This window comes from Paenibacillus montanisoli (assembly GCF_003268025.1).
GTDB lineage: Bacteria > Bacillota > Bacilli > Paenibacillales > Paenibacillaceae > Paenibacillus_Z > Paenibacillus_Z montanisoli.
The window spans coordinates 1-15,643 of record NZ_QLUW01000003.1; the positions used below are offsets into that span (position 1 = coordinate 1).

The 15,643-nt window shown below is 56.8% G+C and carries 11 protein-coding genes, 12 tRNA genes and 1 rRNA gene; 22 read left to right on the forward strand and 2 right to left on the reverse strand.

What is annotated here, in order from left to right; genetic code table 11:
• The 13 genes from DL346_RS15910 to DL346_RS15970 all read left to right on the forward strand — a co-directional run.
• A 23S ribosomal RNA gene (locus tag DL346_RS15910) occupies nt 1-168 on the forward strand; the annotation flags it as partial.
• 89 nt (nt 169-257) lie between these two features.
• Nucleotides 258-333: transfer RNA gene (locus tag DL346_RS15915), tRNA-Asn, on the forward strand.
• Nucleotides 334-339: 6 nt separating this feature from the next.
• Nucleotides 340-427: transfer RNA gene (locus tag DL346_RS15920), tRNA-Ser, on the forward strand.
• Nucleotides 428-445: 18 nt separating this feature from the next.
• Nucleotides 446-520 (forward strand) — tRNA-Glu (locus tag DL346_RS15925).
• A gap of 7 nt (nt 521-527) precedes the next feature.
• Nucleotides 528-603 (forward strand) — tRNA-Val (locus DL346_RS15930).
• Between the two features lie 30 nt (nt 604-633).
• Nucleotides 634-710: transfer RNA gene (locus DL346_RS15935), tRNA-Met, on the forward strand.
• Between the two features lie 11 nt (nt 711-721).
• Nucleotides 722-798 (forward strand) — tRNA-Asp (locus DL346_RS15940).
• Between the two features lie 16 nt (nt 799-814).
• Nucleotides 815-890: transfer RNA gene (locus tag DL346_RS15945), tRNA-Thr, on the forward strand.
• Between the two features lie 9 nt (nt 891-899).
• Nucleotides 900-975, forward strand: a tRNA-Lys gene (locus DL346_RS15950).
• 26 nt (nt 976-1,001) lie between these two features.
• Nucleotides 1,002-1,084: transfer RNA gene (locus tag DL346_RS15955), tRNA-Leu, on the forward strand.
• Nucleotides 1,085-1,096: 12 nt separating this feature from the next.
• Nucleotides 1,097-1,171 (forward strand) — tRNA-Gly (locus DL346_RS15960).
• A 3-nt stretch (nt 1,172-1,174) separates the two neighbouring features.
• A tRNA-Arg gene (locus DL346_RS15965) sits at nt 1,175-1,251 on the forward strand.
• A gap of 9 nt (nt 1,252-1,260) precedes the next feature.
• Nucleotides 1,261-1,337: transfer RNA gene (locus tag DL346_RS15970), tRNA-Pro, on the forward strand.
• Between the two features lie 106 nt (nt 1,338-1,443).
• Here DL346_RS15970 and katA read toward each other — a convergent pair.
• A complete protein-coding gene (gene katA / locus DL346_RS15975) occupies nt 1,444-2,916 on the reverse strand; it encodes a catalase KatA (RefSeq protein ID WP_112883166.1) in 1,473 nt (490 codons plus the stop codon).
• Between the two features lie 310 nt (nt 2,917-3,226).
• Between katA and DL346_RS15980 the strand changes: the two genes are divergently transcribed.
• The 9 genes from DL346_RS15980 (at nt 3,227) to DL346_RS16020 (ending at nt 14,955) form a co-directional block, all read left to right on the forward strand.
• The gene (locus DL346_RS15980; protein WP_112883167.1) at nt 3,227-5,362 is read left to right on the forward strand and encodes an alpha-L-rhamnosidase C-terminal domain-containing protein; all 2,136 of its coding nucleotides are present in this window, start codon (nt 3,227-3,229) and stop codon (nt 5,360-5,362) included.
• 181 nt (nt 5,363-5,543) lie between these two features.
• The gene (vanG, locus tag DL346_RS15985; RefSeq protein WP_112883168.1) at nt 5,544-6,626 is read left to right on the forward strand and encodes a D-alanine--D-serine ligase VanG; all 1,083 of its coding nucleotides are present in this window, start codon (nt 5,544-5,546) and stop codon (nt 6,624-6,626) included.
• Nucleotides 6,627-6,715: 89 nt separating this feature from the next.
• Nucleotides 6,716-7,597 (forward strand): D-alanyl-D-alanine carboxypeptidase family protein, encoded by an 882-nt coding sequence (locus tag DL346_RS15990; RefSeq protein ID WP_112883169.1) that lies wholly within the window; start codon nt 6,716-6,718, stop codon nt 7,595-7,597.
• Complete coding sequence (gene vanT, locus DL346_RS15995; protein WP_112883170.1) at nt 7,587-9,794, forward strand: serine racemase VanT catalytic subunit; 2,208 nt, start codon at nt 7,587-7,589, stop codon at nt 9,792-9,794. Before DL346_RS15990 ends, vanT begins: the two co-directional genes overlap by 11 nt.
• A 14-nt stretch (nt 9,795-9,808) precedes the next feature.
• Entirely contained in the window at nt 9,809-10,507 is a 699-nt protein-coding gene (locus tag DL346_RS16000) for a response regulator transcription factor (RefSeq protein WP_112883171.1), read from the forward strand.
• Entirely contained in the window at nt 10,504-11,496 is a 993-nt protein-coding gene (locus DL346_RS16005) for a sensor histidine kinase (RefSeq protein ID WP_112883172.1), read from the forward strand. The genes DL346_RS16000 and DL346_RS16005 overlap by 4 nt, the downstream gene beginning before the upstream one ends.
• Nucleotides 11,497-11,580: 84 nt before the next feature.
• Nucleotides 11,581-12,354: an ABC transporter ATP-binding protein gene (locus tag DL346_RS16010; protein ID WP_112883173.1), complete on the forward strand. Its 774-nt coding sequence runs from the start codon at nt 11,581-11,583 to the stop codon at nt 12,352-12,354.
• The gene (locus tag DL346_RS16015; RefSeq protein WP_112883174.1) at nt 12,326-14,293 is read left to right on the forward strand and encodes an ABC transporter permease; all 1,968 of its coding nucleotides are present in this window, start codon (nt 12,326-12,328) and stop codon (nt 14,291-14,293) included. Before DL346_RS16010 ends, DL346_RS16015 begins: the two co-directional genes overlap by 29 nt.
• A 92-nt stretch (nt 14,294-14,385) precedes the next feature.
• Complete coding sequence (locus tag DL346_RS16020) at nt 14,386-14,955, forward strand: xanthine phosphoribosyltransferase (RefSeq protein ID WP_112883175.1); 570 nt, start codon at nt 14,386-14,388, stop codon at nt 14,953-14,955.
• A 24-nt stretch (nt 14,956-14,979) separates the two neighbouring features.
• Here the strand turns inward: DL346_RS16020 and DL346_RS16025 are convergent, their stop codons facing one another.
• Nucleotides 14,980-15,603 carry a hypothetical protein gene (locus DL346_RS16025; protein WP_112883176.1) on the reverse strand — a complete coding sequence of 208 codons (624 nt, stop codon included), beginning with the start codon at nt 15,601-15,603 and terminating at the stop codon, nt 14,980-14,982.
• Between the last annotated feature and the right edge of the window lie 40 nt (nt 15,604-15,643).

Sequence of the window (15,643 nt, forward strand, 5' to 3'; positions counted from 1 at the left end):
CAAGTGCGGACGGGATAAGCGCTGAAAGCATCTAAGCGTGAAGCCCCCCTCAAGATGAGATTTCCCAATTAGTAAGACCCCTGGAAGACGACCAGGTTGATAGGTTCGAGGTGGAAGCGCAGCAATGTGTGGAGCTGACGAATACTAATCGGTCGAGGGCTTATCCTAAACACTTTGAATAAACAGCTAAAGCAAGAAACCTTCGCAAAGGTTCGTATCCAGTTTTCAGGGTGACAAGTTGCCCGTGATTATTTCGTTCCCTGATAGCTCAGTTGGTAGAGCACTCGACTGTTAATCGAGTTGTCACAGGTTCGAGTCCTGTTCGGGGAGCCATTTCATGGAGAAGTACCCAAGTGGCTCAAGGGGACCCTCTGCTAAGGGGTTAGACTGCGTAAGTGGTGCGAGGGTTCGAATCCCTCCTTCTCCGTTGCAAAATTTCTTATAAGGCCCGTTGGTCAAGGGGTTAAGACACCTCCCTTTCACGGAGGTAACAGGGGTTCGAATCCCCTACGGGTCACCATTATTTCGGAGGCTTAGCTCAGCTGGGAGAGCATCTGCCTTACAAGCAGAGGGTCGGCGGTTCGATCCCGTCAGCCTCCACCATATATGTGCGCAAGCACGGAAACTTAATGACGCGGGGTGGAGCAGCTCGGTAGCTCGTCGGGCTCATAACCCGAAGGCCGCAGGTTCAAATCCTGCCCCCGCAACCAATTATTTACGCGGAGCCGTGGTGTAGAGGCCTAACATGCCTGCCTGTCACGCAGGAGACCGCGGGTTCGAATCCCGTCGGCTCCGCCATTTTTTCAATTCACATGCCGGTGTAGCTCAGTTGGTAGAGCAACTGACTTGTAATCAGTAGGTCGTGGGTTCGACTCCTATCGCCGGCACCATCTTTACTCGAGCCATTAGCTCAGTTGGTAGAGCACCTGACTTTTAATCAGGGTGTCGTAGGTTCGAGTCCTACATGGCTCACCATTTTCAGTTTGAAAATGTGATCATATGCGCGTATGGCGGAATTGGCAGACGCACCAGACTTAGGATCTGGCGGGCGACCGTGGGGGTTCAAGTCCCTCTACGCGCACCATACCTTTTATTTGCGGAAGTGGCTCAGCGGTAGAGCATCGCCTTGCCAAGGCGAGGGTCGCGGGTTCGATTCCCGTCTTCCGCTCCATATGTGCCCTTAGCTCAGCTGGATAGAGCATTTGACTACGAATCAAAAGGTCGGGAGTTCGAATCTCTCAGGGCACGCCATTTTCATAACGGGATGTAGCTCAGCTTGGTAGAGCACCTGGTTTGGGACCAGGGGGTCGCATGTTCAAATCGTGTCATCCCGACCATCTAAAACTTCGAAGCTCCTTGCATAGGCAAGGGCTTTTTTTTTTGCTTATAACTGAAGAGGCAGCTAGCCGAGGTGAGTGATCACCCGGCTTAGCTGCCTTTTGTTTAAGTTTGGTCGTCTTTTGGAATGCTCAATCCCAGTCCATCCGCTACGCCTTGACCGTAAGCGGGATCGGCTTTATAAAAATGCGCAATCTGGCGCAGCTTGATGTCATCTCGCTCGACAGGCTTCATGGCACCGACGATGGTACTGATCAGTCTTGCCCGTTCCTCTTCGCTCATGAGACGGAAGAGATCGCCGGGCTGCGTATAGTGGTCATGATGATTATAGCCGACGCTGTCTGCCTGGCCGGAGACCGCATATGGAGCCGGTTTGTCGGCGGGGGATTCCTTTGGTCCCCCGAAGCTGTTCGGTTCGTAGTAGACGGAACCGCCTCCGTTGCCGTCCGGACGCATCTGACCGTCACGTTGATTATTGTTTACCTCTGCGATCGGCCGGTTGATCGGGAGGGCGTTGTGGTTAGCGCCCACGCGGTAACGATGGGCATCGGAGTAGGCGAAGAGCCGGCCTTGGAGCATTTTGTCCGGCGAGGCTTCAATGCCCGGCACGAAGCTGCCCGGAGAGAAGGTCGCTTGCTCCACCTCAGCGAAATAATTGTCCGGATTGCGGTTAAGTACCATACGGCCGACTTCAATGAGCGGGTAATCCTTTTGCGACCATACCTTCGTTACATCGAACGGATCGAACCGGTACGTATCGGCATCCGCAAGCGGCATGATCTGCACGCACAGCTTCCACGAAGGGAAGTCGCCGCTGGCGATGGCATTGAACAGATCCTCGATATGGTAATCGGGATTTTCGCCTGCGAGCTTCGCGGCCAGCACGGCATCAAGATTCTGGATGCCTTGCTCCGTTTTGAAATGGTATTTCACCCAGACCGCTTCACCAGCCGCATTGACCCATTTGAACGTATGGCTGCCGAAGCCGTGCATGTGGCGAAGCGTCGCCGGAATGCCGCGGTCGGACATAAGAATCGTCACCTGATGCAGCGATTCCGGAGAGAGCGACCAGAAATCCCAGATGGCGTTCGGATTTTTCAAATGGGTTTGCGGGTGGCGCTTCTGCGTATGGATAAAATCCGGAAACTTGATCGCATCCCGGATGAAGAATACCGGCGTATTGTTGCCGACCAGATCGTAGTTGCCTTCTTCGGTATAAAATTTCACGGCAAAACCGCGCGGATCCCTTACCGTATCGGCTGACCCGAGCTCGCCGGCCACCGTCGAGAACCGGATGAACATCGGCGTACGCTTGCCTACTTCGGACAGGAAGCTTGCGCGCGTGTATTGGGTTAAATCATTCGTTACCTCGAAATAGCCGTGCGCGCCCGCCCCCTTGGCATGAACAACCCGCTCGGGGACTCGCTCTCGGTTGAAATGTGCCAGCTTCTCCAGCAGATGCACGTCTTGAATGAGTGTCGGCCCCCGGGCGCCTGCGGTCATGGAGTTCTGGTTATCCCCAACGGGCGCGCCCCAGCTGGTTGTCAGCTTCTTCTCCTTCTCCTTCTCCTCGCTCATTGAACGATCATCCTCCTGTCACGAATAAGACCTAATTAGTATGAACTATGAGTTTCGTCCCTTGGATATGCACGGCGCCTAAGACGCCAGTTGAATTTTTCGTAAAGCAGTGTAAACCGTTTAATATCCAGCCGTCCATCTAGGCACTGGTTTTATGCCGGTTTTACAACCGATATACGCAAAAAACCAGTCGTATCAACGGTTTTGAAGCTTGAAAAAAGCCTGTTGTTTTCATATTGTGAGATGCGCGCAGCGAGTGGTAAGATGACAGAAATAACGATGTACATAGTGAAAAGAGGAATCTTATCATATGGAAACTTTACAAGTAGAGCAACAACTGCCGGTGTGGATTTGGCACCCGGAACGGGAGCAGCGACTCCGCTGCGCGCTGAGCCGCACGTTAACGGCCGCGCAAGAAATTCGTCAAGTCACCTTGCATGTGGCATGCACGGGCGGCGTACGCGTCGTATTGGATAGAAACGTTGTTGCGGAGCTTGCGGAACGAGCCGGCAATGCGGGGGCTTTTACGAGAATTGAAATAGGTGTCATAACGCCCGGCGAGCACGAGCTTCGACTGGAAATGGATTGCAGCGCGATCATTCCGATTTACGAAGTGAATCATTATTTGTGGAGCCGCCGAGTCGGCGTCATCGCCTTCCTGCAGGGCGAAGGGCTTTGGCTCGCGACGGATGAAGAATGGCAAGCGGAAGACACGGCTGCCGCGCGAATCTGCCTGCTTGGGGAGGAGCCGTTCGGCGATCTGGAGAACAGCCCTGCCGCATTTGCGGCGGGGGGCTTCGGCGATATTGCGGCGTACAACCTTGAAGCCGTAACGGTGCTGGACGCGTCGGCCTTGGAGGCGAGCGTATCTGGCGGCAGTGTGCGGGTAAGCGGCTTTCATGGTCAGGATGGCTGGCTAGTCAAGCCTGAACAGGAGAAGCTGGAGCTTTTCTACCACCTGCGCAAGCAGAATGAGTGGAAAGCGATGAGGCAGCTGCAGTTGAAGATGGAGCTGGAAGGCGCATCTACGGTGAGGGTTGATTTATTGGCGGAGCATAATTGCCGGTTTGCCGTATCCAACCGAGGCGAAGAGCCGGTCAAGCTGCTTTGGAACGGCGCCGAATCGCTGATGGAGCTCGCCCATTACGACGGGTGCATCACGGAATGGCTCGTCGTGCCTCCCGGGGAGACCGTCTATACGCTGCCGCAAGGTTGCCGATATATTCAGCTTTACGTGCTTGGCGAGCAGGGAAGGCCTTTCGCGCTGGAGTTTGCGTTCCAAACGGTGCATGTGGCACTGCGTCAGGTTGGCAGGCTGCAAAGCGAAGATGCGCAGCTGAATGAGATTTTCGAAGTGTCTGCGCATACGAGTCGGATTTGCCATCAAATCGGGTTATGGGACGGCATTAAGCGGGACCGGCTGAACTGGACGTTCGATTTCTATTTGGCGGCGAAATCCTGCTACTTCCTTTGGGACGATACGAAGGTCATTCAGCGGGCCGTCAGGGAGCTGGGAGAGGGCACGCCAAGCGGGCACTGGATGAACGGCATTTGCGAATATACGCTGTGGTGGCTGAAGACGGTCTGTGAGTACTATGTTCAAACCGGCGATCAATCATTTGTGCTGGAGATGAAGGAACCGCTGCAGCGTCATATCGAATGGGTACGGCAAAATACAAGGCCTGGCGAAGGTCTGTTGGAGCAGGACGTCATCCTGATCGAGTGGGTACCGCTGACGCAAGAGGAGCGGGTCACCGCGATGCAGGCGATCTATGCGCTGACGCACGCCGATCTGGTCAAGCTATCCGCGGATATGCCGGAGCTCGAGCTTGCGCCGCTATTGGATTGGCCGATGAGAAAGCTGTCCTCGGAGGATTTCTTAAAGGAGCCATTTGCGCTGGCGGTAAAGGTGCTCGGCATCGCGAGCGGATACGTTTCGGCGGAGGCGGCCGAAGCTTTCCTGGACAGCTACGTGCTCGCGGATCCGATCACGCCGCTCTCGGCCTATCAGCTGGCAGAGTGCTATTCGCGATATGGGAAGCATGAGCGGGCATATGAGATCATTTCGGTCGTTTGGGGCGGAATGCTGAAGCAAGGGGCGACGACATTCTGGGAGTCCTACACGCACGGGAGAGGAAGCGAAGAGCGCGATTTTCACGATGCGCTGACGACGTATACGGCGTATGGCTCCTATCGGATGAGCTTGTGCCATGCTTGGTCTAGCACGCCGGTCAAATGGATCGGGGAAGTCGTGCTCGGCGTGCAGCCGCTTGAGCCGGGCTACAAGACCGTGAAGGTTTCGCCGAAGCCTGTCGGCGGCATCCGCGCTTGCAGCGGTACGGTAAACACGCCGCATGGGGCGATTAACGTGAGATGGCATGTAGATGCGAACGACCGGGTGTGCACGCATGTCACTGCGCCGCCGGGCGTGCAGGTTGTGGAGTAAAGCAAAAATCACGGATTAGAGGTAAGGGGAGATCAGGCTCCCCTTACCTCTTTTTTTTCGTTGAGGATCCTTTCAAGGCTGTAAGATTGATGAAAGCCGAATCAATAGGTGAAATGGGGGAATCCGGCTACACTCGAAACAGAACAACGGCAGTACCATTTGACCAACCAAGGAGAGATCAATGATGAATAAGAAAATCGCGCTAGGCGTCCTGTTTGGCGGCGCATCGACGGAGTATGCGGTATCGCTGTCATCCGCGGCCGCCGTCATCAAGCATCTGGACCGTTCGAAATACGACTTGATTCTGATCGGCATCACGAGAGATGGCCGCTGGTTCCGTTACTTCGGCGACGAAGAAGGTATCCGCGAGGATCGCTGGCACTCGAATCCGGGCTGCATCCCAGCCTTTCTGTCGCCGGACCGGTCGATGAAAGGATTATTCGAGCTGGCCGGGACGGAATACCGGTTCACGCCAATCGATGTCGTATTCCCCGTGCTGCACGGCAAGAACGGGGAGGACGGCACGCTGCAGGGGTTGCTGGAGCTGGCGGATCTCCCGTTCGTAGGCTGCGGCTCGCTATCGTCGGCGATTTGCATGGATAAAGCGATCGCTAAGACGCTCGTCGAAGCGGCTGGCATCTCAGTGCCGCCTGCCGTCGTGCTGACCGCGGCACAATGGGCAAACGGAGACCGTGCCAGCTTGGAGCATTTGCCGTTCCCAGTCTATGTCAAGCCCGCCCGCTCCGGCTCCTCCATCGGCATCACCAAGGCGCACGATCCGACTGAGCTGAAGGCCGGCATTGATGTCGCTTTTCAACATGACGATAAAATCGTCTTAGAAACGCATATCGACGGGGTTGAAATCGGGTGCGCGGTGCTTGGCGGAACGAATCTCATCGTGGGAGAGCTTGACGAAATCGAGCTGCAAGGCGGCTTCTTCGACTACGAAGAGAAATATACGCTGCATACCTCGTCCATCCACCTTCCGGCCCGCATCGGAAACACAAAGGAGGAAGAGGCGCGGGAGACGGCGCTGCGGATCTATCGGACGCTCGGCTGCCGAGGATTCGCGCGCGTGGATCTTTTCCTTTCGCATGACGGCACGCTGTATTTTAACGAAGTGAACACGATTCCCGGATTTACGGCTGCTAGCCGCTATCCGAACATGATGCGTGCGGCGGGGCTCGAATTTCCGGACCTGCTAGACAGGCTCGTTTCGGAGGCGCTGAACGATCGGCCCGACGGTCATCTTACAACGCTGTAAGGGAGTTGAAAGCCGGATCAATAGGAGATGCGCGCTGTTCGTTTTACACTTAGCTTGTGAAATCAAGATGAAACGAAGGAGAGCCGCATATGATACCGATTACGAGAAACTCTATAGATAGCAAGACGATTACATTGCGAAGCGGCGTTCCGTTGGCGAACGCGTACCGGACGGTTTATCTGAACGAGGAGCAGGTAGGCTGCGGTAATTTGATTCTGGTCAACGCTGACCATCCCGTAAGGAAAGTCGAGCCGCGACTCGCGCCCGTAGCCGGTAAACTGCTAATGGCGGCAGGCAAGGAGGAGCCGGACGTCGCGCTGGACACTGTCAGTCTCGCGCAGCTGACGGCACTGCTGGATGCGTGCGGCGCGAGAAAAAAGATTGTCGTCGTGAGCGGCTACCGCTCGAAAGACGTGCAGCGGATGATTTTCATGGACACCTTGGTGAAACGCGGTCCGGCGTATACCGAAAGCTACGTCGCATTGCCCGGCGCGAGCGAGCATCAAACCGGCCTGGCCGTCGACGTCGGCCTTGCGAGCCGGCGGCTTCATTACATCGCCCCGTCCTTCGGTGAGGGATCGGCCGATGCCGGACGGTTCAAACGCTTGGCGCCGGCGTACGGCTTCATCCAGCGCTACGAGGAAGAGAAGACGCCGATCACGGGCATCGCTTGCGAGCCGTGGCATTATCGGTACGTCGGCTATCCGCATGCGGCCGTCATGACGGACAAGAACCTGTGCCTTGAGGAATACACGGCGTTTCTGAAAAAGCATGCGTTCGCCTCGGAACATTTGATTGTCGAAGATGGCGATCGGCGGTTCGAGATTTACTATGTGGAAGCGGCACCCGGCCTTACGGCTGTTCCGGTTCCCAACGATAAAGACGCGGAATGGGACGTGTCCGGCAATAACGTGGATGGCTTCGTCGTTACAGCCTCCTACCGAAAGGAGCCGCGAAGACATGGCCGCTGACCGCAGCTACGGTTGGATAGATCTCGTAAAACTAGCCGCAGCGGTGCTCGTCATCGCCAATCATACGGGACCGCTGACCTCGTGGAGCGAGGAAGCCGACTTTGTCCTTACTAATATCATTTCGCGTCTTGCCGTGCCCTTCTTCTTCATGGCGTCCGGGTTCTTCCTCTTTCGTGCAGCGAAAGAAGGGATCCGGAATAAACCGTCGCTCAGAAAATTCATGGTTCGGATCGGCGGATTGTATGCGCTAGGCATCCTGCTGTATTTGCCGGTGAACGTGTACGCCGGACATTTCGGCCCCGATTCGACGGCCGGCGCGATCCTGAAGGAGATCGCATTCGGCGGAACATTCTATCATCTGTGGTACTTGCCCGCGCTGCTGCTCGGAACCGCGATCGTTTACATGTTGCGGCTCCGGCTGCAGGACCGTACGGTGCTGGTAGTGACAGGGGCTCTGTATGCCATTGGCATGTTCGGCGACAGCTATTACGGCGTCGCTGCCCGTGTCGACGCGTTGGCGGTCTTCTATGCGCAGCTATTCGATGCCTTCGGCCAGACGCGAAACGGACTGTTCTTCGCTCCGTTCTTCATCGCGCTCGGCGCGTTTATCGGGAACGCCGCGTCGAATACGGCGAGCCGCCGCTCCGCCCGCTGGTACGGCGGAATGTTCCTGATCTCGTTCTCCCTGCTTCTGGCAGAAGGTACCGCGCTCCATCGTCTAGGCCTCCAGCTTCATGAGGTCATGTACGTGGCGCTCGTCCCTGCCGCGTATGCTCTGTTTCGTCTCCTGACGGTCCGTAGCGTCAGGGGGCACCGCCGAGTTCGCTATATGAGCACGGCGGTGTACTTGCTCCATCCCCTTGCGATCGTGCTTGTACGGGGAGCCGCCAAGCTTCTCGGCATCCAGACGGTCGTGATCGGCAACAGCTTCGCGTTCTTCGCCGCGGTGACGATCGCATCGCTGCTGCCCGCCGCCATGCTTGCCATCATTTCGGTGCCTCGCTCATCGCCGATGCCAGGCAACCCGAGGGCATGGGTGCAAATCGATCTGTCGAATTTGGATCACAATGCGCGCGTGCTGAAGCAGGCGCTTCCAGATGGGACGAGCCTGATGGCGGTCGTGAAGGCAAACGCGTACGGCCATGGCAGCGTCGGGATCGCCAAACGGCTGCAGCGCGGAGGCATCCGCCAGTTCGCGGTCGCGGAAGTCGGCGAGGCGGTCGAGCTGCGGAAGGCAGGCGTGAAAGGCGACATTCTCATCCTCGGCTACACGCCCACGGAGAGGCTGAATGAGCTAATCTGGTATAATATTACACAAACGGTCATTCACGCCGACGATGCTCAGCGCCTGCAGGCGCACGGCGGCAAGTTCAAGGTGCACGTCAAAATCGATACCGGCATGAACCGGCTCGGCGAACAGTTCGACCGCCAAGAGGAACTACTGTCGATGTACCGGCACAGCCGGCTTCAGGTGACGGGCACGTACAGCCACCTTGCGGAAGCCGACAGCCTCGATCCGTACGATATCGCATTCAGCCGGAAACAGATCGACCGGTTTCGGCATGCTGTTGACCTGATCTTGGCGGCGGGCTTTAATCCGGGCCGGCTGCATTTGCAAAGCAGCTACGGCATCCTGAACTTTCCCGACCTTGAGATGGATCTGGCGCGTCCCGGCATCGCCCTTTACGGACTGCTGTCTACCGAAGGCGGCGCAACACGGACCAAGATTGACCTGCGGCCCGTCCTCTCGCTGAAAGCGAGCGTCTCGCGGGTTCACCTCGTCAAGTCGGGCGAATTCGTTGGCTACGGCAGAAGTTTCGCGGCGGCTGCCGATACGATGGTCGCGACGGTTGCGATCGGGTATGCGGACGGCATTCCGCGCGAGCTTTCCGGGCGGGGAGGCAGCGTGCTGATCCACGGAAGACGAGCGCCGATCATCGGCCGAATCTGCATGGACCAGCTGACCGTGGACGTCAGCGGCATTCCGGACGTCCGCCAGGGCGACATCGCGACGATCATCGGAGAGGACGGCGCCGAGCGGATTACCGCAGGCGAGATCGCCATGAGGACCGGGACCATTACGAACGAAATCGTCTGTTCGATGGGGACGCGGGCGGCGAAGCGTTTCGTCTCCGAGCCGGAGCGTCGTCCCGCCGCTAAGACGCTGGCCGGAGCCGGCATTCATGCGCCGCAGTAACAAGGAGGGAGAACATGTACGACATCATGATCGTCGAGGACGACGGCAAAATCGCTTCGATGCTCGAGGCCCATATCCGGAAATATGGCTACAACGGCATTGTCATCGATGACTTCGACCGCGTGCTTGACCGGTTTCGGGAGCTCGAGCCCCATATGGTGCTGCTCGACATCAATTTGCCCAGCTTCGACGGTTATTATTGGTGCCGTCAAATTCGGGCGATATCCACCTGCCCGATCATTGTCATCTCGGCCCGCAGCGGCAAGATGGACCAATTGATGGCGCTGGAAAACGGCGCCGACGATTACATGACCAAGCCGTTCCATTACGAGATCGTCATGGCCAAAATCCGCAATCAGCTTCGCCGGGCATACGGCGAATTTGCCGCTAAAGAACGGGTGGTTAGCCAAGCCGGCCTTCTGCTTTATCCGGAACGAATGGAGCTTCACTTGAACGGCAAGTCAATCGTTATAAGCAAGAAAGAAACCGTGCTGCTGGAAACGCTGCTGGAGCGCAGCCCCCGCGTCGTGAGCCGGGAGACGATCTTGGACAAGCTGTGGGACGATACGTTCGTAGACGACAATACGCTTAGCGTCAACATCACTCGCATCCGCAAGCGGCTGGCGGAGCTGGGAATCGAGCAGGCCCTGGAGACCGTCCGCGGGTCAGGCTACCGCCTGAATCCGATATGGTTGGAAGAAGGCGCGCGATGAAGCTTTTTTTGCGAGAGCATCTGCCTCTGGTTTGCTGGTCTGCGGCGCAATGGGCCGTCGTGCTGCTCATCTACAGGCTCGGCGGCTTCGAAAAGCTGTCGACGGCGGTTTATGCCGTCTTTTTGTGCGCGGTGCTGTTCAGCTGCTACCTGGCCATCCGTTATATTACGCATCGCGGCTTCTATGCCAGGCTGACGAACCGGCTGGCTTCCCTAGGGCAGTCGGTTGGCCGCCGGGAGCAGTCGCCGCTGCCCTCCGCGCTCGGCCGGCTGTTGGACGCCCAGTACAGCCACTATCGGAACGAGATCCAGGCGTGGGAGCGCAAGCAACGGGAGCATTTGATCTTCATCAACCAATGGGCGCACCAGATGAAGACGCCGCTGTCCGTCATCGAGATGATTACGCAGGACGAAGACGACGAGCGCCTCCAAAGCATTTCGGAAGAGGTCGACCGGATGCGGCACGGCATCGAAATGATGCTGTATACGGCTAGGCTCGAGACGTTCGAGCAGGATTTCAGCGTGGAAGCCGTATCGCTGCGGCAAGTCGCGAACGAGGCGGTGCACGAGTACAAGCGGCTGTTCATTCGCAGCCACGTCTATCCCGAAGTGAACGTCGACGAACGTTTCATCGTGCAAACCGACGCCAAATGGCTTCGGTTTGTTGTGCTGCAGTTGTTATCCAACGCCATCAAGTATTCGTCCGGCAGCGGCGGCAAGGTCGCAGTCACGGCGTTTGAGCGGGACGGCACGCCGGTATTCGAAGTCCGCGACCGTGGCGTCGGCATTCCGAAGGCAGACCTGAAACGCGTGTTTCAGGCCTTTTATACGGGCGAGAACGGGAGGTCGTTTAAAGAGTCGACCGGAATGGGGCTGTATTTGGCAAGCGAGGTCGCGAAGAAGCTCGACTTGCGGCTGGAGCTGGAATCGGAGGTCGGCGCAGGCACGACGGTGCGCATCGTGTTCGGCCGCAACCTTACAACGTTGTAAGCTTGGTGAAAGCCTGAGCAATAGGAGCACGGCGCCCTAAGAGGGTACACTGGTGGCAACAGGCATTCAAGGAGGACCAAAAGAATGGATCTGCTAACCGTCCGTAATCTCGGTAAAATCTATACAGGAGCCGTCTCGTACGAGGCGCTTGCGGATATTAACCTAACGGTTGACAAGGGCGAATTCGTCGGCATCATGGGGCCGTCCGGAAGCGGGAAGACGACGCTGCTCAACATGGTATCGACGATCGACCGGCCGACGTCCGGCGAAGTTCGGATCGCGGGCGAGGACCCTTTCAAGCTGACCTACGACCAATTGGCACTATTTCGGCGCCGTGAGCTCGGCTTCGTGTTTCAGGCTTACAACCTGCTGCAGACGCTGACCGTCAAGGAAAACATTATGCTGCCGCTCGTGCTGGACGGCCTGCCGCTGGCCGACATGAATCGCCGCGCGGATGAGCTCGCGGAGAAGCTTGGCATCGCTTCGATCATGGGCAAGCGCACCTACGAGATTTCCGGCGGACAGGCTCAGCGGACGGCGATTGCCCGCGCCCTTATCCACCGGCCTAAGCTTGTGCTGGCGGACGAACCGACCGGCAATTTAGATTCCAAGGCCGCGCGGGACGTGATGGGAATTTTGGAGAAGCGAAACGCGGAAGACCGCACGACCATGCTGCTAGTGACGCACGATGCGGCCGCGGCCAGCTACTGCAACCGCGTCATCTTCATCAAGGATGGCCGCTTGTACAACGAGATCCACTGCGGGGACAGCCGCGCCGCGTTCTACCAGCGGATCATCGACCTGCTGTCGGTGATGGGAGGGAACGACAATGAATTTTCGCCAGTTCGCCATTCATAACATCCTGCGCAACAAGCGGATTTACATGGCGCATTTTCTCAGCAGCGCGTTCTCGGTCATGATCTTCTTCACGTACGCACTGCTGCTGTTTCATCCGGATTTGCAAGGGGAGCTGGTGTCGTCGAGCGGAACGATGAGCAGGCTCGGGACGATCGGCTTGCAGGTTTCGGAAGTCATTATTTTCGTCTTTTCGTTCTTCTTCCTTTTCTATTCGGTAGGCGCGTTTCTGAAGCTGCGCAAAAAGGAGTTCGGCATTCTCATTCTGCTCGGCATGTCGAAGCGGCAGTTGAACCGGATGCTCTTCGCCGAGAATGCGTGGCTTGGCTTCGCCGCCCTCTTATTCGGAATCGGAGCCGGGCTGGTGTTCGCCAAGCTGATCCTGCTCGGGAGCGCGCAGCTGCTGTCGATCGAGAACGGCCTGCGTTTCTATGTCCCGCTGAAAGCTGTGCTGCTGACGATTGCCGCGTTTGGCGCGCTGTTCCTGATGATCGCGTGGCTGACCTCCGTCATGGCGGGCAAGAAAGATGTGGCCGAATTGATGCTGGCGGAGGACAAACCGAAGCCCGAACCGGTCGCTTCGATCGGCTTATCGGCGTTATCGATTTTTCTATTGGCTGGAGGATATGGCCTCGTGCTCGATTTTGCGATCAACCGCCATTTTTCCTTCTTGCAGGTGCTCGTCGGCGTCGTCGTTACGATCGCCGGCACGTACCTGTTGTTCACCCAAACGAGCGTGCATGGGCTGCGTATGCTAAGAGGCAGGAAGCTGTTTTTTCGCAGGACGAACATGCTTACGTTGTCGGAACTAACGTACCGGATGCGAGACAACGCGGCTACGTTCTTCATCGTGTCGGTCGTCTCGGCGGTGGCGTTTACCGGCATCGGCACGACGCTCGCGCTCGGCGACCCCGGGCTGGCCTCTATGAGCAATCCGTATGCTTACAGCTACAGGGCCGGCCTGGATGAGAAGATCACGAAGCAGAAGGTTGAGGTCATCGGCAGAACGCTGACCGAGGCCGGCCACTCGTATAACGTGCGCCTCGTGACGGCGCTGCAGACCGACACCAGCTACACGTTGGTCAAATTGAGCGAATACAACGCTTTGGCGGCTGAGCTCGGCTATCCAACCGAAATGCTGAGAGGCGACGACGAAATGATCCTCACGCCGGCTTACTTGTGGCAGAAAGAGGATTGGGATCAAGCCGGCATTCCGCCAGGGGACGAGACGTTCACTCCGGGCAACGGAGAGGCAGCGATGCCTGTCTTCAACCTGGCCTTAGGCGACCAGAAAGCAAGCCCGCATGTCGTCAAGTACGCTTCCCAGATCGTCGTGCCGGAAATCGGTTATGCCGGTACGATGGTCGTGACGGACGGGTTATATGACCGGCTGCTTCAAGGCTTTAACGATACTTCGCAGCTTTACAGTCAATATCTCTTTACCGTGCCGGATTGGCAGAAGACCGTCGGCTTGTCGAGGCTGCTCACGGAACGCATCAATAACGACGGCGCCGACGGCGACTACTTGCGTTCACTCGCGCTTGAATGGGTGTCGTCCAAGCAGGAGAACGGCATGCTGTTCATCGTCAGCGGCCTTGTCGGCATTGTGTTTTTCACCTTCGCCGCGAGCACGATCTATTTTCGGCTGTACGCGGATTTGGATCGAGACGAGAGGCAGTACGGCATGATGGCCAAGGTCGGTCTGAGCGGCAAGGAGCTGAGCCGGATCATGACGCGGCAGCTGCTGCTCATGTTTTTCGTGCCGCTCGCCATGGCCCTGGTGCACAGCTCGGTCGCGTTCTTTGCGCTGCAGATGCTCGTCGACTATTCCGTCGTGACGCATTCGCTTGTTATTTTCGCTTCGTTCGCGGCCATTCAGCTGGTCTATTTCCTGATTGCGAGGTGGCGCGTGATCGAGCATTTGAGACGCAAGCTGGCGTAGCCCGGCCTGTCTCGATGATCGCGGCGGCAAGTGGCGAGTGCCGCAGGAAATGCGGTATCATTGTAAAAAACGGTGCAAGGAGCGTGACCGGAGTGGAGCTGCTAAAGCAGAAAATCATACAGGAAGGCATCGTACTGGACGGCGGCGTGCTGAAAGTCGATTCGTTCCTGAATCACCAGGTGGACCCGGAGCTGATGATGGAGATCGGGCGGACGTTCGCGCGTCTCTTCCGGGACAGCGGCGTGACGCGGATCATGACGATCGAGTCTTCCGGCATCGCGCCGGCCGTGCTGACGGCGCTCGAGCTGGGCGTGCCGATGGTGTTTGCGCGCAAACGGAAATCGCTGACGCTTCAAGAGGATCTGTACACGGAGAAGGTGTACTCGTTCACGAAGAGGGAGGAGAGCGAAGTAACGGTGTCGAAGAAATTCCTCGCGCCGGCTGAACGCGTGCTCATCATTGATGACTTTCTCGCCAACGGGGAGGCGGCGCTCGGCATGGCCCGCATTATCCGGCAGGCTGGCGCCGAAGTCGCCGGTATCGGGATCGTGATCGAGAAATCGTTTCAAGCCGGGCGCGGCAAGCTGCTGGAACAGGGGTACCGCGTGGAGTCGCTTGCGCGCATTGCTTCGTTGGAAGGCGGCAAAGCAGCGTTCGTATGAATGAAAAATAGAAACGTCCTCGCCTTAGCGGCTGAGGACGTTTTCTTCATTAGGCGAAGCTTCTACGGATGTTCTGCCGTTCAACTGAAACAGGGCTCGCGCAATCGAGACCGTTAACCGATAGAAAATGAAATACATCGTTGCCGAGATCAAGCCGTCGAAAATATAGAGCGATGCGCTAGGCTCGTCTATATTGATGTTTATCAATCGATTGGATGCATACTTCATAAAAAACAAGATAATGACCGGAATGGACAAGGCGCTGATCGATCGGCCCTGTTTCTGAATGTCGTTTTTCTGAAAGTGGCTTCCCATGATGTAGAAGGTGGAAGGAACGCCGTAAAAATTATAGATGGGAATCAACATGCAAGCAAGCGACTTTACCGGAGAGCGGGGGTAGCCTGGAATGAGGCGATTCAAGTCAGCATGAACCCGATAAATCCAGATGAGGTAGATTACGAGTATAATCAGATACAGTACGGCTAACAAAAACGAAATCTTGTCATTAATGGACATGACATAATCGGCGTAGAAGCTTTCGCTCGCCGCATACGCGAACGAGCCGGCCAAGTCTAGCAAGGAAAGCACAACTAACGCCCCGAGCATGATTTTTAATAAAGCGGACATCCGTTCCGATTTGAGTTTCAAGTTAAGCGAGCTCCTATTCAAGTTTATGATCTTTATCTAG

Excerpts from the sequence above, each read along its gene's own strand:
- katA (WP_112883166.1), bottom strand. The coding sequence starts at position 2,916 with ATGAGCGAGGAGAAGGAGAAGGAGAAGAAGCTGACAACCAGCTGGGGC.
- DL346_RS15980 (WP_112883167.1), top strand. The coding sequence starts at position 3,227 with ATGGAAACTTTACAAGTAGAGCAACAACTGCCGGTGTGGATTTGGCAC.
- vanG (WP_112883168.1), top strand. The coding sequence starts at position 5,544 with ATGATGAATAAGAAAATCGCGCTAGGCGTCCTGTTTGGCGGCGCATCG.
- DL346_RS15990 (WP_112883169.1), top strand. The coding sequence starts at position 6,716 with ATGATACCGATTACGAGAAACTCTATAGATAGCAAGACGATTACATTG.
- vanT (WP_112883170.1), top strand. The coding sequence starts at position 7,587 with ATGGCCGCTGACCGCAGCTACGGTTGGATAGATCTCGTAAAACTAGCC.
- DL346_RS16000 (WP_112883171.1), top strand. The coding sequence starts at position 9,809 with ATGTACGACATCATGATCGTCGAGGACGACGGCAAAATCGCTTCGATG.
- DL346_RS16005 (WP_112883172.1), top strand. The coding sequence starts at position 10,504 with ATGAAGCTTTTTTTGCGAGAGCATCTGCCTCTGGTTTGCTGGTCTGCG.
- DL346_RS16010 (WP_112883173.1), top strand. The coding sequence starts at position 11,581 with ATGGATCTGCTAACCGTCCGTAATCTCGGTAAAATCTATACAGGAGCC.
- DL346_RS16015 (WP_112883174.1), top strand. The coding sequence starts at position 12,326 with ATGAATTTTCGCCAGTTCGCCATTCATAACATCCTGCGCAACAAGCGG.